Origin of the sequence: Streptomyces sp. NPDC001568 (assembly GCF_042893755.1) — a bacterium.
Lineage (GTDB): Bacteria > Actinomycetota > Actinomycetes > Streptomycetales > Streptomycetaceae > Streptomyces.
Map to the genome: position 1 here is coordinate 303077 of NZ_JBIAVF010000007.1, position 15955 is coordinate 319031.

Below are 15955 nucleotides of genomic sequence, written 5' to 3' on the forward strand. Positions count from 1 at the left end.
GGGTGCCCCGGCCCTGGGTCGGCGTGCGTCGGGTGGTGACGGGGTCGGTTCGGGGCCGGTGGTGGCCCTTCGGTCGGGTGGTGGGCCGATCGACCGGCTGACCGGCCGATCGGCGGAGCCGCCGGTGTGCCCCGCGTCGGTTCAGCCGACGGACGTCGAGCGGCGGCGCAGCACCCACACGCCGGCGCCGAGTGCGCCCGCGGCGAGCGCCCCGCCGATGGCGATCTGGCCGCTGCTGATCGAACCGATGCTGCCGCCCACGCCGCCGCGGGCGGCGCCCGAGGCGACCTGGAGGGCGACGGTGACGCGCTGGCCGCCCGTGCCGCCGCACTCGAAGGTGACGGGGTGGGAGCCGGCGACGGCGTCGCGGTAGACGGTGGCGGCACCGAAGAGGTTGGTCGCCTCCAGGTTGCCCGGGGTCAGCGTCACGTCGCCGAAGGCGCGGGAGGTGGCCCGGCCGGTCTTGGTGCCGCAGCCCTCGATGTTGAGGCTGACGCGGGCGCCGGGAGCGACGGTCCCGGGGGAGACGGTGGCGAAGGGTGCGGCGGCGGCGAGTGTGGCCGGGGTGACGGCCGCGACGGCGAGTGCCGCGGCCGCGACCCCTGCCAGGCGGTGCCGGTTGCGCGTGCGGGTCATGGAGAAAACTCCTCGGGCTCCTCGAAACGGCGCGGCCAGGGCACGGATGTGACGCGGATTCGGTTGCACGCCGTGCTCTGGACGCTAGAAGCCCCGCCCGGACGCGGCGATCGCTGCCGGGTGAACGGGTGACCGAGTGCCCCACTCGGGCTACTCCCGGGGCGGGCGCGGTACGCGCGGTGGTCGGGCTGCCCGTGGTGGTTCGGGGACCGGTGCCCGGGCCGTGGCCTCGGGGTGGCGCGGTGGACCCGTCTTTCGGCGTCGGGGGCTCGGAGGGGTGGCGGGACGCCCCTGCGGACGCCGCGGTTCGGGGCGGCGTACAGGAGGCGCAGCGGCGGCTCGGCCGGAGTGGGACCGGCGTTCTATGTTGCCGGGGCGGGGGACTCCGGGGGGCGGCGGATGAGGTAGGCCGCCAGGGAGCCGACTGCGAACAGGGCGATCAGGGAGACCGCGCCACCGAGCCAGGTCGTTCCCAGCCACTGGGTGCCGTAGTAGCCCAAGGCCACGCTGTAGCCGGCCCAGCTCATGCCCGCCAGTACGGACCAGGGCAGGAACTCCATCACCTTGCGCTGCGTCTTGCCGGCGCCCAGCGACACCACCGAGCGGCCGGCCGGGGCGAAGCGGGCGATCACCACCAGGGCGCCGCCGCCCCGGGCGAGCGCGGAGCCGAGGCGTTCGTGGGCGCGGGTCAGCCGACGTGAGCGGGCGATGGCCCGGTCCAGTCGGGCTCCGCCGCGCCTTGCCAGCCGGTACGCGGCCATGTCACCCAGTACGGAGGCGGTCGTGGCGATGACCAGCAGCGCCAGGATGTCCGGGACCTCGGCGGGAGCGCCCGCGGCTGCCGCGGCGGCCGCAGCCATGATCACCAACATGCCGCTCGGCAGCACCGGAAGGAACACGTCGAGCACGACCGACACCGCCACCACGACATAGATCCATGGGCTCGCGGTCAGCGACCCCAGCGTCTCAAGCAAAGCGGAACTCCCCAGTCCGAAGCGCCGCGTCGTCGCGGGGAGCGGCAGGGGCGGCTTGACAGCCATACAGCGTACGCCCGGAGCCCGCCCCGCGGAGCCGCGGGGCGGCCGTGATGACGTGGCTCCGGGCCACCCCGGCCCGGGCGGGCACCGGGCGCCGCCGCCCGTGCCCGTCGTACGCGAAGCGGCCGGTGTTACTCCGCATCGGTGAGTTCACGGTCCAGCACCGCCACCAGGCGAGCCCCCGACCGCCCCTTGCGGCTCTGGTCCAGCCGCAGTCGGGCGCTCCGGCCCGCCAGCGCCAGCGTCATCAGCTGGTTGCCGAACCACGGGCCGCCCGTACGCTGCCAGCTGAGCGGCGGCCGACCCGTGCGGCCGTGCCGGGAGAAGCCCCGGCCCAGCCATCGGCCCACGCGAGACCAGCCCAGCCGGAAGCCCAGCTTCACCGCTGTGTGGATGGAGTTGTGCACCGGCGAGCAGGTCAGCTGGAACACCCGCGAGGTGCTGGGTATTCGGGGCTCGGCCACGTAGGCGTGGTGGACGTCCCCCGAGAGCACGCACACCGTCGCCGGGGCGCGCGGGCCCGTCCCGACCTCCTCGATGAGATCGCTCAGCGCCTCGAACGAACTCGGGAACGCCGCCCAGTGCTCCAGATCGCTGCGCCGCCGCAGGTCCTCTCCGATCCGCGCCCACCGGGGACCCCGCTCGCCCCGGCACAGGGCGGCGTTCCACACCTCCGCGTCGTGGATGAGGGGAGGCATCAGCCACGGCAACGAGGACCCGATCAGCAGGTGGTCGTACCCGCCGTGCCCCGCCAGCGCGTTCTCCCGGAGCCAGTGCTGCTCCGCCGGGTCGAGCATGGCGCGGCCGTCCTCGGCCAGTACCCGGGCCGCCCGGGTGTCGACCATCAGCAGCCGCGTCCGGCCGAAGTCCCGCCGGTAGCTCCAGCGCACCGAGGCCGGGTCGGCGTCGGCTCGGGCGGCGAAGGTGCGCAGCACGTCCGTACCGTCCGGGGTGGCCCGGACCGCCGCGTACAGCGGGTCCGCAGCCAGCTCGGCGGGGGAGAGGTTCCCGAGGTGCTGGTGCACCCAGTACGACATCAGCCCGCTGAGCACCCGCTCCGGCCACCACGGCGTCGCGCGCATCTCCGCCAGCCAGGCAGCGCTGGTGTTCCAATCGTCGATCACGTCGTGGTCGTCGAATATGTGCAGGCTGGGAACGGTCGACAGCAGCCAGCGGATCTCGGGGTCGAGCCAGGACTCGTAGTAGAGCCGGGTGTACTCCTCGTAGTCCGCGACCTGCGCACCCGGTGCCTCGCGCAGGTCGCGGCGGGCCGCGAGCCACCGCCGGGTGTCCCGTGACAGTTGGTCGGCGTACACCTGATCGCCGAGCAACAGCAGGACGTCAGGCCGGACGGCCTCCGGCTCGGACGCCAGCTGGGCCGCGAGCGTGTCGAGGGCGTCGGCGCCGTGCGGCCCGCGTTGATCGGCGGGCGGTGCGGCCTGTCGGCAGGAGCCGAAGGTGACCCGTACCCCCGGCGCGGGCCGGCCGGAGCCGCCGCCCACCGCCGGCGCGCTGACGGTGCTCGGAGGGAAGGCGCTGTCGGCCACGGGCCAGACGAGGACCCCGTCGAGCAGGACCTCGTAGGCCGTGGTGGTCCCCGGGGTCAGGCCGGTCACGGGGACGAGCGCGTAGTGGTGGCCCGAAACCTGGAACGTGCGGGTGCTGCCGCCGGCCCCATCGGCGCAGCGCACCTCGGCGGTACACGGGCGGTCCGCCTCCACCCATATGGTGGCGGAACCCCCCGTGTCCCAGTCCACGTACCGCAGCAACGGCCCCAGACGCAGTCCGGCCATCCCCATCCCCCTTGTCGGCATCCCCTGTGATCACGGTACGGGGTGGAGGGTGGGCGTGGCCTCCCCCTGGCGGGGGAGAAATGGCCGGTTCGGGTGAGGGGTCAGCAGCCGTTGAGGACGTTCGTCAGAGCGGTCTTCTCGGTGGAGTCCATGCGCAGGCCCCAGTACTGCTTCACCTGGACCCACATGCGGGCGTAGGTACAGCGGTAGGCGGTCCGCGAGGGCAGCCACTTGCCGGGGTCGAGGTCGCCCTTGGCCTGGTTGACGTTGTCCGTGACCGCTATGAGCTGCGGGCGGGTGAGGTCGTTGGCGAACTGCTGTCGCTTGGTGGTGGTCCAGGAGTTGGCGCCCGAGCGCCAGGCCTCGGCGAGCGGGACCATGTGGTCGATGTCGATGTCGGACGCGGCGGTCCAGGTGGCGCCGTCGTACTCGGAGTACCAGCTCCCGCTGACGGCGGCGCAGGAGGAGTCCTGGACGACGTTCACGCCGTCCCGCTTGAGGACGGTCTCGCGGGTGTTGCAGCTGCCGGAGACGGTGCTCCAGTGCGGGAACAGGTCGCGGCTGTAACCGCTGGTGGAACCTTCCGCCGCGGGCGTGACCGTGGCCAGGTGGGCGCGGGCGGCCGACGCGCTGATGGGGGTGGGGGGAGCCGCCAGGGCTCCGGGGGCGTTGACGAGCGAGGTGAGCGAGGCGAGGGCGACCGCCGACGCGAGGACTCCGGCGCGGCCGACGTTACGCGCGTAGAGGGAGGGCGTGCGGAAGGAGGCGAGGGCCATGAGGGCTCCGTGGGTGCGGGGGGTGGTGGCCGTGCTGCCCCGGCGGGACGCGGCCATGCTGGCGCCGTGGGGTGTCGTCCGGGTGGGCGCCAGGTGACAGGGTGCCGACATGCGCACGTCACATCAAGGAGTCCAAGACCTTTTACTCAAGGGGAAGTTGAGATTCCGCACACGGGGGAGGGGCAAGGCGGGGTCAAACTCGCATTCGGGGTGCCAGGAGTGGCTCCGCGGGGGGCGATGGTGAGGTTTCGGCCGTGTCGTGCAGCGCGGTGCAACGGGGGCCGGGCGGGCGGACGCGGCGCCCCGATGGGAAAACTCCTTGCGGGCCACAGGGATTCGAGGGCACGCTCGCCCGCGTGATCACACCTGTGCCCGACCGTCGTTTCGGCTGGTCCAACATGTTCGTCCACCCCGGTGACGACGCCCGCTCGGACGGCGGCTTCCAGGGGGAACGGGACGTGCTCGTCGGCTACTTGCGCGACCAGCGGCTCACCTTGGAGATGAAGTGCGCCGGCCTCGACGCCGAGGGAATGGCCCGCCGGTCGGTGGCGCCGTCGAACCTGTCGCTGCTGGGGCTGGTGCGGCATCTCGCGGGGGTCGAGCAGTACTGGTTCCGGCAGGTGATGGCGGGGGAGGTGATACGCCGTCACTACCGCTCGGCCGACGACCGCGACGGCGAATTCACCGGTGCGGTCGCCGACCCGGAGGTCGTCGCGCAGGCGTGGGCGACCTGGCGGGCGGAGGTCGCCTTCGCCGAACGGTTGGTCGCGCGGGCCCCCGACCTCGATGGTGCCGGACGTGGTGGCGAGGAGCCGATGCAACTGCGCGAGGTCCTGGTGCACATGGTCGAGGAGTACGCCCGCCACAACGGCCACGCCGATCTCCTGCGGGAGTGCGTCGACGGGCGCGTGGGGCAGTAGCGGCGGGCCGCCGCCGCGCGCACTCGCTCCCCCGGTCGACGGGGGCGCGGGCGGGAGGCGGGCGGGGCGGGGCGAGTCGGAGGCGGCGGGCCATCGTCACCCGCTGCACGGTCCGGATCGGACCTCGGCCGCGGCCGTGCTGCCGCGGGTCCCGGGGCGTTGCCGTGCTGCCGTGCTGCCGTGCTGCCGTGCTGCCGTGCTGCCGTGCTGCCGTGCTGCCGTGCTGCCGTGCGGCCGTGTGTGCCGGGCCGTTGCCTTGAGGCCCTGCCGTGCTGCCGCATGGGCCCGGCTGCCGCTGCCGTGCTGCCGCGGGGCGGCCTGTCGTCGCGCTGCCCTTGGTTCGGGTCGTCGCGTCGGTCAGGTCGTTGCGGCTCCGTGCGGCTTCGGTGGTGATGTGGCGGGGAGAGGGGTGGTCGGGGCGCCCTGGTGGCTTCAGGCGGTGGGCGGGGTGAGGGTGAGGTGGATGGCGCCGTCCGGGGTGGTGTCCACGCGGATCGCGGTCAGGTCGGCGACGTGGGCCGTCGGGCCGTGTGCGGCGGCGCGGGGGCCGATGCCGATCACGCGCATGCCGGCGGCGAGGCCTGCGGCGATGCCCGCGCCGGAGTCCTCGAAGACGATGCAGTCGGCCGGGTCCATGCCCAGTTCGGCGGCTCCCTTGAGGAAGCCCTCGGGGTCGGGCTTGCTGGCCGAGACGGATTCGGCGGTCACGCGCACCCGCGGCATCGGCAGTGCGGCGGCCGTCATCCGGGCCGTTGCCAGTGCGGCGTCGGCGGAGGTGACCAGGGCGTGCGGCAGGGCGTCGATCGCCGCCATGAACTCGGGGGCGCCGCCGATGGGGACCACGCCGTCGGTGTCGGCGGTCTCGCGGGCGAGCATCACCGTGTTCTCGGCGTAGTTGAGTTCCATCGGTCGCTCCGGCAGCAGGATGGCCATCGTGGCGTAGCCCTGGCGGCCGTGGACCACCTTCAGCGCCTCGTGCGGGTCCAGCCCGTGCGACACCGCCCACTCGCGCCAGCAGCGTTCGACCACCGCGTCGGAGTTGACGAGGGTGCCGTCCATGTCCAGCAGCAGGGCCTTGGCGGTCAGGACGACAGGGGTGGCGATGGTGCTGGCCGGCATGGGAGGGGCTCCAGACGGGGCGGGGCAAAAGAGAACAAGTGGTTCCGTCCCCCGGTCAGGGGATGAGGACGGAACCACTTTGTTCCCACACGATACAAAACGCGGGGCGGTCCGCGCCACCGCGAGGGACGTGACCTATCCCTCCAAAGCTCGCCGGGTCGCCGGGCCGTAGACACCCCAGGGGTCGTCGTGGATGCCGAACTCCGCTTGGAGGTCTTCGACGGCGTTACGGACCGAGCGGCCGAACTTGCCGTCCAGCCTGCCGCGGTACAGCCCCTGCTCCGCGAGGAGTCGCTGCAGCTTCTCCACCTCGGCGCCGGAGTCGCCGTACCGCAGTGTGGGCGCCAGGGCGGCCGGGGGTGGCGGCGCGGAGGACTGGGGCGGACTGGCGGAGCGGCTGGCGGAGGCCGACGGGGTCGTGCTGGGCGGCGCCGACGAACGGGACGTGCTGGGTGAGGCGGACGTCGACGCGGAGCGGGACGCGCTCGGCGAAGCGGACCGCGAGGCCGACGAGGACGGGCTCGGCGTCGGACTCGACGCCCCCTCCGAAGGGCCGGTCGGATCGACCGGGACCACGCTGACCGCGGGGGCCGACGGCTTCGGGTCCGTCAGGGCCCGGTCGTCCGTCCCGGAGCCGGTGAACCCCAGGGCCACGGCCGCCGCGCCCGCCACGACCAGTGCGCCGACACCGGCCAGCAGGGGCAGCACCAGCCGCCGGGAACGCTTCCCGGTCTCCCGGTCGGCGCCGCCCAGGGCCTGCGCGGGCGGGGCGGACCGGGCGCCGGGTGCGACGTGCGGGGGAACGGCCCGCAGCTGGACGGTCTGATCCGGCCAGGCCAGTACGGGTATCCCGTACGCGGGGGTGTGCGGCTGAGGCTCCGACGGGCCGGCCGGTGGCACGAGCGGCAGCAGCGTCGTGGCCTCCCCCTCGGGGCCAGGAGCGGCGGGCGGGGCAGGGGGCGGGGGCGCAGCCGGGCCGGGGCCGGGAGCTGGTGCCTGAGCCGGGCCCGGCGCCGGGGTCGAGGCCCGGGTCGGGTTCGGCGTCGCGGCCGGGTGCGGGGACGCCGGCGGGCCGGCGTGTTCGGGCGGTCGGGGCGGAGCGTGCCCGGGCTGCGGGGGCGTGGCCGGCCCCGGCGCCGGGGCCGGCGTGGCCGCGCCCGGTACCGGAGCAGGGCTGGGTGGGCCCTGCTCCGCGGACGCGCCCGGTGGGGGCGGGTCGGAGGGGAACGGCGGCCGGTCAGGGGCGCCGGAGGGCTGGGCGACCGCGCCCAGGACGGGCTGCGGGGACGCCGGGTCCGCCGCCGCCCGCCCATGGTCCGGCAGCGCCACGTACGGGCGGATGCGCAGCGGGTTGAATCCCACCCCCGGCGTGCACCGGCATTCGACGCTCACGGCGCCGCATTCTGGACAGCGCTCAGCGCTCACTGGTACCCCTCCCTGGCCAATGCCTGCGATTATGCAGACCCCTCAGGCCTCCCCCAACCCGCCCGACGGGCCATAACCGGACAGACCGCTCAGGATGGAGATGTTGTTCCGGCCCGAGGAGGAGCCGATGGCTCAGGAAGTGACCACGCCCGCCGTGGACCCCGGTCCCGGCGCCGAGCACGCCTCCCGCGAGGTGCTCGTCTCGATCGGGGCCCTGCTACTGGGCCTGCTGATCTCCGCTCTCGACCAGACCATCGTCTCCACGGCGCTCCCCACGATCGTCAGTGAACTGGGCGGCATGGATCACCTGTCGTGGGTGGTCACCGCCTACATGCTGGCGGCGACGGCGGCCACTCCGCTGTGGGGCAAACTCGGCGACCAGTACGGACGCAAGAAGCTCTTCCAGTACGCCATCGTGATCTTCCTGGTCGGATCGGCCCTCTGTGGCCTCGCTCAGAACATGCCGCAGCTCATCGGGTTCCGCGCCCTCCAGGGTCTGGGCGGTGGCGGACTGATGGTGCTGTCCATGGCGATCGTCGGCGACATCGTCCCGCCGCGGGAGCGCGGTAAGTACCAGGGCCTGTTCGGCGCGGTGTTCGGCGCGACCAGCGTGCTCGGGCCGCTGCTGGGCGGTCTGTTCGTGGACCACCTCTCCTGGCGTTGGGTCTTCTACATCAACCTCCCGATCGGTCTCGTGGCGCTCGTCGTCATCGCCGCCGCCCTGCGCATCCCGGCCCGTTCCTCCCGCCACACGATCGACTACCTCGGCACCTTCCTCATCGCGTGCGTCGCCACCTGCCTGGTGCTCGTGGCCTCCCTCGGCGGTACGTGGGGCTGGGGATCGGCGCGCATCATCGGGCTCGCCGTCCTCGGCGCCGTGCTCCTGGTGTGCTTCGTGGTCGTGGAGCGGCGGGCGGCCGAACCGGTCCTGCCGCTCGGCCTGTTCCGCATCCGCACCTTCACCCTCTGCTCCGTGATCAGCTTCATCATCGGGTTCGCGATGTTCGGCGCGATGGTCTACCTGCCGACCTTCCTCCAGGTGGTCCGGGGCATCTCGCCGACCATGTCCGGCGTCCACATGCTGCCGATGGTGATCGGCCTGCTCATCGCCTCCACCGGCTCCGGGCAGATCGTCAGCCGCACCGGGCGGTGGAAGGTCTTCCCCATCCTGGGCACCGGCATCACCGCCATCGGTCTGCTGCTCCTGCACCAGCTGCACCGTGACAGCTCCGACCTGGTGATGGGCGTGTCCTTCTTCGTCTTCGGTGCGGGACTCGGTCTGGTCATGCAGGTGCTCGTCCTGGTCGTGCAGAACTCGGTCAGTTATGCCGACCTCGGCGTCGCCACCTCCGGCGCCACCTTCTTCCGTTCCATCGGAGCCTCCTTCGGCGTCGCCATCTTCGGGACGATCTTCACCAACCGGCTCGGTGATCAGCTCGCTTCCGCCCTGGCCGGCGTGACGCTGCCGGCAGGAGCGAGTGCCGCCCGGTTGGAGGCCGATCCGCGCGCCATCGGCACGCTGCCGCCCGAGGTGCGGACCCGGGTGTTGGACGCCTATTCCGACTCCATCACCGACGTGTTCCTCTATGCCGTGCCAGTGGTGCTGATCGCCTTCGTGATCGCCTGGTTCCTCAAGGAGGACAAGCTCCGCGGCTCCGTCACCGCACCGGACGTGACGGAGACGCTCGCCTCCAACCCCGTTCACCGCTCCTCACACGAGGAGGTCGCCCGAGCCCTGTCCGTTCTGGGCACCCGCGAGGGGAGACGGCACGTCTACGAGAAGATCACCGCGAAGGCCGGCTACGACCTGCTCCCCGCGGCCAGCTGGCTGCTGCTGCGGATCAACAAGTACGGCTCCGCCGAACCGGCGGTGCTCGCGGAACGCACCATCGTTCCGCTCCGGGCCATCACGGAAGCGGCCCGGCAGGTCGAGGAGCGCGGGCTGGCCTCCCGCGACGGACTCGCACTGATCCTCACGGACCGGGGGCGGGTGGCCGCCCGCCGGCTGTCCGACGCCCGGCAGGAATCCCTGGCCGAACTGCTCGGTGACTGGTGGGGGCCGGACCGCCCGACCGACCTGGTGAAGCTGGTCGCGGAGATCAACCGCGAGCTGTGCGGGTCCGACGCGGAGGAGCCCTACGACACGTTGCCGCGTCGGGACCACTCCGCGCACTGAGAGCCGGTGCTCGGGTCGGGGTCGGGGTCGGCCGGCGGGCCGGACGGATGAGCCGGCCCGGCCCCGCCCGGCTCGGCCGGCCGGCCGGCCGAGCCGGTCAGGTCAGATCAGGGGCTTCTCGAACCAGTGCTCGGCGTACGGCCCGGAGTTGTAGGCCGGTATTTCCCGGTACCCGTGCCGCGCGTACAGGGCTCGGGCCTCGACGAGGTCGGAACGCGTGTCCAGGCGGACCCGCTCGGCGCCCAGTGACCGACCGGCCGCCTCCAGGGCGGCGAGCAGGGCCGCGCCGCCGCCGGTGCCGCGAGCGCGCGGGTCGACGTACACCCTGGTGAGTTCGGCGGTGACGGGGTCGATCAGGCGTACGCCGCCACAGGAGAGCGGTACCCCGTCCAGCCGTCCGACCAGGAAGCGACCCGAGGGTGGGGCGAGGTCGTCCGCCGGGAAGTCCAGCATGCCCTGGTCTATTTCGGCGACGGTGACGGCCCGTTTCCAGTACCGGCCGGCGACTTCGGCGTAGTACGCGCGGCGCAGGGTGGTCGCGTCCGGGGTGGCGAAGGGTTCCTGGACCACGAGCCAGGTGCCGGGCGCGGTGGTCAGGGTGGTCATGGTGATGGAGGTCGCGGGCGTCGTGGGCGTCGTGGGCGTCGTGGGGGTGGTCGTGATGATCGTGTTGGTGTCCATGGCGCCATTGTGGGCCGCCCCTCGCGTCGCCCGCGTGGAATATCCACAGGCACGGGCCGATGATGAGGAAAGGTGAAAATACGGCAAATGGAGGGTGTGAGGGTCATGTCGGAGCATCCGAACTGTGCCCTGGTGCGTCGTGGCTACGAGGCCTTCGGCAAGGGAGACATGGAGACGCTGGGCTCGCTGATGACGGCCGACGTCATCCACCACGTGCCGGGCAACAGTCCGCTCTCGGGGCACCACAAGGGGCGGGAGGCGGTCCTGGACCTCTACCGTCGGCTCGGCGAGGAAACCAACGGCACCCTCCGGCTCGACCTGGACCGGGTCCTCGCGGACGGCCGGGGGCACGTGATGTCGTTCCACCTCATGCGCGGCGACCGGGGTGACCGGGGCATCGAATTGCACGAAGGGCTCTTCTTCACCATCGTCGGCGGGAAGATCACGGACATCGACGAGTGCGTGGAGGACCTGGACGAGTCGGACGCGTTCTGGTCGTGACGACGCGCCGGCCGCGCGGTGGTGGTGGGTGCCGACGGGCCGGGGTCAGGCCTTCCCCCCGGCCGGCCGCACCCCCCGATCAGGCCTGCTTCGGGGCTGCCTGCTGGACCACCTCGAAGGACCAGACCGACGAGCCCGAGGCCGCCGGCTTCGGACGCTCGCCACCGGCGGCGGAGTCGCCGCCCTGGTGGGCCGCCTTCATGGGGCCCTCCATCCACGCCTGGAAATCCGCCTCCGAACGCCACCGCGTGTACACGAGGTACTGGTCGGTGCCCTCGACCGGCCGCAGCAGCTCGAACCACTCGAACCCGTCCGAGTTCTCCACGGTGCCCGCCCGGGAGGCGAAGCGCTTCTCCAGGACCTCGCGCTGCTCGTCGGGCACGGTCAGGGCGTTGATCTTCACGATGCTCATGGACGCCATCCTAGGGATCGCGCGGGGGATATCGTCGTCCCGGTGAGGAAACGCGGTACGAGGCACGGCAGCCGGGCGAAGTCGGGGTTGCGGTGGACTGGCGGGAGGACGGCGAGGCGTGGCCAACACGGCGGAGCGCGGCGGTGCGAACGGACATGCCGGGGTCATAAGCGGTAGCGGCAGACTGGGGGCGGCGCGTCTGCTCCTGTGGGGCCTCGCGGGCGTGCTGGCCGTCAGACAGGCGACCGCCGTGCTGCGCGTGCCTCCCGCCGAGTGGCTCAGCGGCTTCCACCTCCCCACCAGCCTGCCCGGTTCGCTCTACGACGAGGGCCAGTTCACCGGCACCCCCTTCGCCGGGCTGGTCCTGAAGCCGCTGACCGGCCTGGCCGCGCCCTCCCTCGAGGTGGCCTGGACCTGCGTGACCCTGCTGTTCGTCGCCGGGATCGGGCTGGTCGCCGCGCGCGGCCTGCCCGACCCCGTGCCGCGTCGCACCGCGCTGTTGGCCGCGCCCGTGCTGGTCGCGGCGATGATGGTGTCGCTGCCCGTCCGCGAGGCCGCTTCCCCCGGGCAGACGGCCGTCCTGCCCGTGCTGCTGGTGCTGCTCGCCGTGTTCCGGGTGCCCGGGGACCGCCCCGCCGGTTTCCTCCTGGGCCTCGCGGCCGCCCTCCAGCCGCCCCTGTTGCTCTTCGGCGCGCTGCTGTGGCTCACCGGCCGGCGGCCCGCCGCGCAGGCCGCAGCCGTGACCTTCGTCGGGGCGACCGCGCTGTCCTGGGCCGCCCTACCGCGCGACTCCTGGACGTACTGGGTCGAGCACGTCGTCGGCACCGGCCTCGGCGGAACCCCCGGCAGCCTCGCCAACCAGTCCCTCCACGGAGCCCTCCTGCGCCTCGGTCTCGGCGGCCCCGCCGAGATCGGCCTGTACCTCGCCCTCGCCGCGGCCGTCACCTGGTTCGGTCTGCGCCGCGCGGCCCGTTACGCCCGCGACGGGCAACTGCTCCTCGCCGTCGCCGTCACCGGCTGCGTGGCCGTCGCCGTGTCCCCGGCCGGCTGGCGCCACCAACTGCTCTGGGTGCTCCTCGCGGTGGCCGGCAAGGTGGGCAAGCGGGCCGCGGACCGGCGGGTGTGGCCCGTCGCCGTCGTCCTCGCCATGACCCTGCCGAGCTCCGTGCTGTTGCCGAACATGGCCGCGTTGGCTCCCGTACGGGACAACGTGCCGCTCCTCGCGGCGCTCGCCGCGGCCTGCGCCGTGCCGTTCCTGCCGCGGTCCTCGCCCCACTGGCGCGAGCCGGTCCCCACCGTCCACGGGCGGCCCGCCGCGGCCCGCTGGTCCCGGGTGCCGCTGCTGCCGTTCTGGCGTCGGGTGATGTCCCGGCCCAACCTGCTGCTGGAACTGCTGCTGATACGGGTCGGCTACTCGCTCTACTCGCACATCCGCGCCGCCGCCCCCACCAGCCGCCCGCTCGCCGAGGGCAACGCCCGCCGGATCCACGGGATCGAGCAGGTCCTCGGCATCGACATCGAGCACGCCGTGAACCACGCCGTGGTGAACACCCCTTGGCTGGAGGCGTTCTTCAACTTCTACTACACCTCCTTCCACTTCGTGGTCCCGCTCGGCATCCTCGCCGTCCTGTACTGGCGTCGCCCCGGCGACTACCGCTGGGCCCGCGCCTCGCTCGGACTGGCCACCGTCCTGGCCCTGTTCGGGTTCTGGCTCTACCCGCTCGCGCCGCCGCGCCTGATGCCCGGCCTCGGCTTCATCGACACCGTGCACGGGGTGCAGGACCTGGCGAACCCCTCGTACGGGGCGATGACCGCGATCTCCAACCAGTACGCGGCGATGCCCTCGTTGCACTTCGGCTGGTCCCTGTGGTGCGGGATCGTCATCGTGGTCCTCGCGCCGAAGGGCCGGTACAAGCTGCTGGGCGTGCTGCACCCGCTGATCACGGTGTGCGCGATCGTCGCCACCGCGAACCACTGGGTGCTCGACGCGCTGGGCGGCGCTGCCGTCGTCGCCGCGGGCTTCGGCCTCGTCCACGTCCTGTCCGGCCCGCGGGGCGTGCAGGTGAGCCTGCCGGCGCAGCGCGCGTCGGCCGCCGAGGAGACGCGCGCCCCCGCCCGTACGTAGATCCGGCCGGCCCCTACGCATGCCAGAGCGAGCCGTGCCGGTGGCGGGCCGGCGGTACGTCCACGTCGACGGCGTCGGCCAGGGCGGCCACGCCGGCCTCGGCGTCCGCGCCGCGCACGGCGGCTTCGGGTGCGCGTCCGGCCGGGTGCAGCAGGGCGAGGAACGCCCCGACCCGGGCGCGCAGGAGCTGCCGTGCCCGGCGCTCCTCGATGTTGGACGCCAGGGCGACGGAGGCGTCGCGGTTGTGCCGGGGGAAGGAGTGGACCTCCACCCGGCGGCGGACCCGGACCGGACGCGGCCTGGTGGACTCCCGCTCCGCGTCCGCGAGGCTGCGGGCGCTGAAGCGGAGGTCGTGGAGGACCACGACGTGCCAGGGGCTGCCCGCCGGGCGACCGGGCGGGAGCTCCTCGCCGTGTGACGGGGGGATGTGATGAGCGGTGCGTGACATGGGACTCCGTCGGTCGCAACCGCCAGGCATTTCCTGGCGGGCTACCTGAAGCCCGTGGGTCCCGTCGCTCGCGCTTGTGACATGAGCACACCTTAACCGCGCGGGTGCCGCCCGCCCGTTACGGCTGCGGCGTCCCCCGGCGCCGCAGCAGGGCGCGCAGGGGGCCGGGGCCCTCGTACCCCACGCGCCGGGCGACCGCCGCGAGCGGCAGGCCGGTGGTGCGCATCAGGTGTTCGGCCCGTTCCAGCCGCAGGTCCTGGACCAGCCGGACGGGGGTGCAGCCGAGGGTCCGGGCCATGGTGCGCTGGAGGGTCCGCTCGCTGACGCCGAGGTCGCGGGCCGCTTCGGCGACGGACAGGGGTTCGGCGATGCGGGCCCGTACCCACTGTTCGAAGGCGGCGACCAGCGGATCGTGGCGGGCCATCGCGCCGGGGATGACGTACGCGGCCTGCGAGGCCCGGTCGTCGACCACGAGGTAGTGCCGGACGAGATCGGCGAGGGCCGGACTGCGCATGCCGACGACGGCCAGCGCGAGGTCGAGGTGGCTGAAGGCGGCGCCCGCCGTGGTGACCCCGTCGGAGGTCGTCACCATCCGGGTCTCCTCCAGGGCGACCCGGCGGTAGCGGTCCCTGAACACCGGGGCGAGCCACCAACTGGTGGTCGCCCGAAGGCCGTCCAGCACCCCGGACTCGGCCAGCAGGAACGTGCCGGTGCACGAGGAGGCGAGCGGTGTGCCCCGCTCGCGGGCCCCGGCCAGCAGGCGCCGTACCGGCCGGTGCGCGTCGGAGGCGACGGCCTCCACCAAGGCCGCCGGTCGGCGTTCCATCAGCGCGGGCAGGACCAGCAGACCGGCGTCGTGGGCGGTCGCGGCGGGCTCGGTGTCGATGCGGTGCCCCAACCCGGTGCGCACCCGGCGACGGACCCCGACGGTCCGGATGTCGAAGGGCGGCGGGGCCCCGTCGAGCTGGTCGCGCAGGGCGTTGGCGGTGTGCAGGACGTCCAGCAGGGCGGAGATCCCGGAGTCGAACACCCCGTCGAGGGCCAGTACGGCGACTTTCATCCGCCCACCCTAAACGGCCCGGATCCCGCACCCGGGGCATGTCGGAATCGGACCGCAGACGGTCGGATCCGACACTCGCGCACGAGGCCGCCGCTGCCTAGGGTCGGTGCCATGACCACGTACGAGACCACCGGCGCGGCCGATGCGCCCCGCACCCGCACCCACACCTGGCAGCCCAGGCCCGAACCGACCCCGGAGCTCCTGGCCATGAGCGGACTCGACGTCCTGCGGGCCGCCGCCAAGGGTGACCTGCCGGCCGCTTCGATCATGAGCACCCTGGGGTTCCGGCTCACCGAGGTGGGCGACGGGTACACCGTCTTCGAGGGGGACCCGGGGGACCACCTCCTGAACCCCATGGGGACGGTGCACGGCGGGTTCCTCGCCACGCTGCTCGACTCGGCGCTCGGCTCGGCCGTGATGACCCGGCTGCCGGCGGGCACCGCCTACACGACGGTGCAGTTGGGCGTGCACATGATCCGCCCGGTGTTCGCGGACACCCCCACGCTGCGCTGCGAGGGCACCGCCCTGCACGTCGGCCGGACGACCGCCACCGCCGAGGCCCGGGTCACGGGCACGCGCGACGGCAAGCTGTACGCGCACGGGACGACGACCTGCGCGGTCCTGAGGCCCTCCTGACCGCGACGGCCGAAGGGGCGCCGGGGGCGTCGGGCCCCGGCGCCCCTTCGGCGGATCGTCGCGTCCTGTCAGGATCGGGCCCCGGACGCGATCGCGCCACTCGGGCGGGTCACGGGGGCGCGGCGGGCGCCGTGACCCCGGTGGGCGGCAGGGGCCGGGGCGTGGGTGGATCGGCCCCTGCCGCTCCGGAACCGGTGCGGCCGCGCGTGC

Annotated in this window: 16 protein-coding genes; 6 read left to right on the forward strand and 10 right to left on the reverse strand. The window is 73.5% G+C overall.

Annotated features, from left to right (window positions below; translation table 11 throughout):
- Positions 1–141: 141 nt before the first annotated feature.
- The 4 genes from ACFY0I_RS15685 to ACFY0I_RS15700 form a co-directional block, all read right to left on the reverse strand.
- Complete coding sequence (locus ACFY0I_RS15685) at positions 142–636, reverse strand: hypothetical protein (protein ID WP_388895090.1); 495 nt, start codon at positions 634–636, stop codon at positions 142–144.
- A 362-nt stretch (positions 637–998) separates the two neighbouring features.
- Positions 999–1610, reverse strand: a complete 612-nt coding sequence (locus tag ACFY0I_RS15690) for a DedA family protein (protein WP_388895092.1) — start codon at positions 1608–1610, stop codon at positions 999–1001.
- Between the two features lie 194 nt (positions 1611–1804).
- Positions 1805–3466, reverse strand: coding sequence for an alkaline phosphatase D family protein (locus ACFY0I_RS15695; protein ID WP_388895095.1), 1662 nt, complete (start codon positions 3464–3466; stop codon positions 1805–1807).
- A 101-nt stretch (positions 3467–3567) separates the two neighbouring features.
- Entirely contained in the window at positions 3568–4242 is a 675-nt protein-coding gene (locus tag ACFY0I_RS15700) for an HNH endonuclease family protein (protein ID WP_388895358.1), read from the reverse strand.
- Positions 4243–4640: 398 nt separating this feature from the next.
- Here ACFY0I_RS15700 and ACFY0I_RS15705 point away from each other — a divergent pair, with 398 nt between their 5' ends.
- Positions 4641–5162: a DinB family protein gene (locus tag ACFY0I_RS15705; protein ID WP_388895361.1), complete on the forward strand. Its 522-nt coding sequence runs from the start codon at positions 4641–4643 to the stop codon at positions 5160–5162.
- A gap of 432 nt (positions 5163–5594) precedes the next feature.
- Here ACFY0I_RS15705 and ACFY0I_RS15710 read toward each other — a convergent pair whose 3' ends face one another.
- Both ACFY0I_RS15710 and ACFY0I_RS15715 read right to left on the reverse strand, forming a co-directional pair.
- Positions 5595–6281 (reverse strand): HAD-IA family hydrolase, encoded by a 687-nt coding sequence (locus tag ACFY0I_RS15710; protein WP_388895098.1) that lies wholly within the window; start codon positions 6279–6281, stop codon positions 5595–5597.
- A gap of 135 nt (positions 6282–6416) precedes the next feature.
- Positions 6417–6590, reverse strand: a complete 174-nt coding sequence (locus ACFY0I_RS15715; protein ID WP_388895101.1) for a peptidoglycan-binding protein — start codon at positions 6588–6590, stop codon at positions 6417–6419.
- Positions 6591–6618: 28 nt separating this feature from the next.
- Between ACFY0I_RS15715 and ACFY0I_RS15720 the strand changes: the two genes are divergently transcribed.
- Together ACFY0I_RS15720 and ACFY0I_RS15725 are read left to right on the forward strand one after the other, a co-directional pair.
- Positions 6619–7107, forward strand: a complete 489-nt coding sequence (locus tag ACFY0I_RS15720) for a hypothetical protein (protein ID WP_388895104.1) — start codon at positions 6619–6621, stop codon at positions 7105–7107.
- A gap of 699 nt (positions 7108–7806) precedes the next feature.
- Complete coding sequence (locus tag ACFY0I_RS15725; protein ID WP_388895364.1) at positions 7807–9882, forward strand: DHA2 family efflux MFS transporter permease subunit; 2076 nt, start codon at positions 7807–7809, stop codon at positions 9880–9882.
- Between the two features lie 102 nt (positions 9883–9984).
- Here ACFY0I_RS15725 and ACFY0I_RS15730 read toward each other — a convergent pair whose 3' ends face one another.
- On the reverse strand, positions 9985–10488 hold the full coding sequence (locus ACFY0I_RS15730) for a GNAT family N-acetyltransferase (RefSeq protein WP_388895367.1): 504 nt from the start codon (positions 10486–10488) through the stop codon (positions 9985–9987).
- A 180-nt stretch (positions 10489–10668) separates the two neighbouring features.
- Here ACFY0I_RS15730 and ACFY0I_RS15735 point away from each other — a divergent pair, with 180 nt between their 5' ends.
- The gene (locus tag ACFY0I_RS15735) at positions 10669–11064 is read left to right on the forward strand and encodes a nuclear transport factor 2 family protein (RefSeq protein ID WP_388895107.1); all 396 of its coding nucleotides are present in this window, start codon (positions 10669–10671) and stop codon (positions 11062–11064) included.
- Positions 11065–11143: 79 nt separating this feature from the next.
- Here ACFY0I_RS15735 and ACFY0I_RS15740 read toward each other — a convergent pair whose 3' ends face one another.
- Entirely contained in the window at positions 11144–11476 is a 333-nt protein-coding gene (locus ACFY0I_RS15740) for an antibiotic biosynthesis monooxygenase family protein (RefSeq protein WP_388895110.1), read from the reverse strand.
- A gap of 118 nt (positions 11477–11594) precedes the next feature.
- On the opposite strand from ACFY0I_RS15740, the gene ACFY0I_RS15745 reads away from it, so the two are divergent.
- Positions 11595–13601 carry a bifunctional glycosyltransferase 87/phosphatase PAP2 family protein gene (locus ACFY0I_RS15745; RefSeq protein ID WP_388895113.1) on the forward strand — a complete coding sequence of 669 codons (2007 nt, stop codon included), beginning with the start codon at positions 11595–11597 and terminating at the stop codon, positions 13599–13601.
- Between the two features lie 13 nt (positions 13602–13614).
- On the opposite strand, the gene ACFY0I_RS15750 is transcribed toward ACFY0I_RS15745, so the two are convergent.
- Positions 13615–14049, reverse strand: coding sequence for a hypothetical protein (locus tag ACFY0I_RS15750; RefSeq protein WP_388895121.1), 435 nt, complete (start codon positions 14047–14049; stop codon positions 13615–13617).
- 118 nt (positions 14050–14167) lie between these two features.
- Positions 14168–15109 carry a GlxA family transcriptional regulator gene (locus tag ACFY0I_RS15755; protein ID WP_388895124.1) on the reverse strand — a complete coding sequence of 314 codons (942 nt, stop codon included), beginning with the start codon at positions 15107–15109 and terminating at the stop codon, positions 14168–14170.
- Between the two features lie 111 nt (positions 15110–15220).
- On the opposite strand from ACFY0I_RS15755, the gene ACFY0I_RS15760 reads away from it, so the two are divergent.
- On the forward strand, positions 15221–15745 hold the full coding sequence (locus ACFY0I_RS15760; RefSeq protein ID WP_388895127.1) for a PaaI family thioesterase: 525 nt from the start codon (positions 15221–15223) through the stop codon (positions 15743–15745).
- Positions 15746–15955: the final 210 nt, after the last annotated feature.

Bases quoted from the DNA above. Each gene is read 5' to 3' on its own strand.
- ACFY0I_RS15685 (WP_388895090.1), bottom strand. From the start codon at position 636: ATGACCCGCACGCGCAACCGGCACCGCCTGGCAGGGGTCGCGGCCGCG.
- ACFY0I_RS15695 (WP_388895095.1), bottom strand. From the start codon at position 3,466: ATGGCCGGACTGCGTCTGGGGCCGTTGCTGCGGTACGTGGACTGGGAC.
- ACFY0I_RS15700 (WP_388895358.1), bottom strand. From the start codon at position 4,242: ATGGCCCTCGCCTCCTTCCGCACGCCCTCCCTCTACGCGCGTAACGTC.
- ACFY0I_RS15705 (WP_388895361.1), top strand. From the start codon at position 4,641: ATGTTCGTCCACCCCGGTGACGACGCCCGCTCGGACGGCGGCTTCCAG.
- ACFY0I_RS15710 (WP_388895098.1), bottom strand. From the start codon at position 6,281: ATGCCGGCCAGCACCATCGCCACCCCTGTCGTCCTGACCGCCAAGGCC.
- ACFY0I_RS15725 (WP_388895364.1), top strand. From the start codon at position 7,807: ATGTTGTTCCGGCCCGAGGAGGAGCCGATGGCTCAGGAAGTGACCACG.
- ACFY0I_RS15730 (WP_388895367.1), bottom strand. From the start codon at position 10,488: ATGACCACCCTGACCACCGCGCCCGGCACCTGGCTCGTGGTCCAGGAA.
- ACFY0I_RS15735 (WP_388895107.1), top strand. From the start codon at position 10,669: ATGTCGGAGCATCCGAACTGTGCCCTGGTGCGTCGTGGCTACGAGGCC.
- ACFY0I_RS15740 (WP_388895110.1), bottom strand. From the start codon at position 11,476: ATGAGCATCGTGAAGATCAACGCCCTGACCGTGCCCGACGAGCAGCGC.
- ACFY0I_RS15750 (WP_388895121.1), bottom strand. From the start codon at position 14,049: ATGTCACGCACCGCTCATCACATCCCCCCGTCACACGGCGAGGAGCTC.
- ACFY0I_RS15755 (WP_388895124.1), bottom strand. From the start codon at position 15,109: ATGAAAGTCGCCGTACTGGCCCTCGACGGGGTGTTCGACTCCGGGATC.
- ACFY0I_RS15760 (WP_388895127.1), top strand. From the start codon at position 15,221: ATGACCACGTACGAGACCACCGGCGCGGCCGATGCGCCCCGCACCCGC.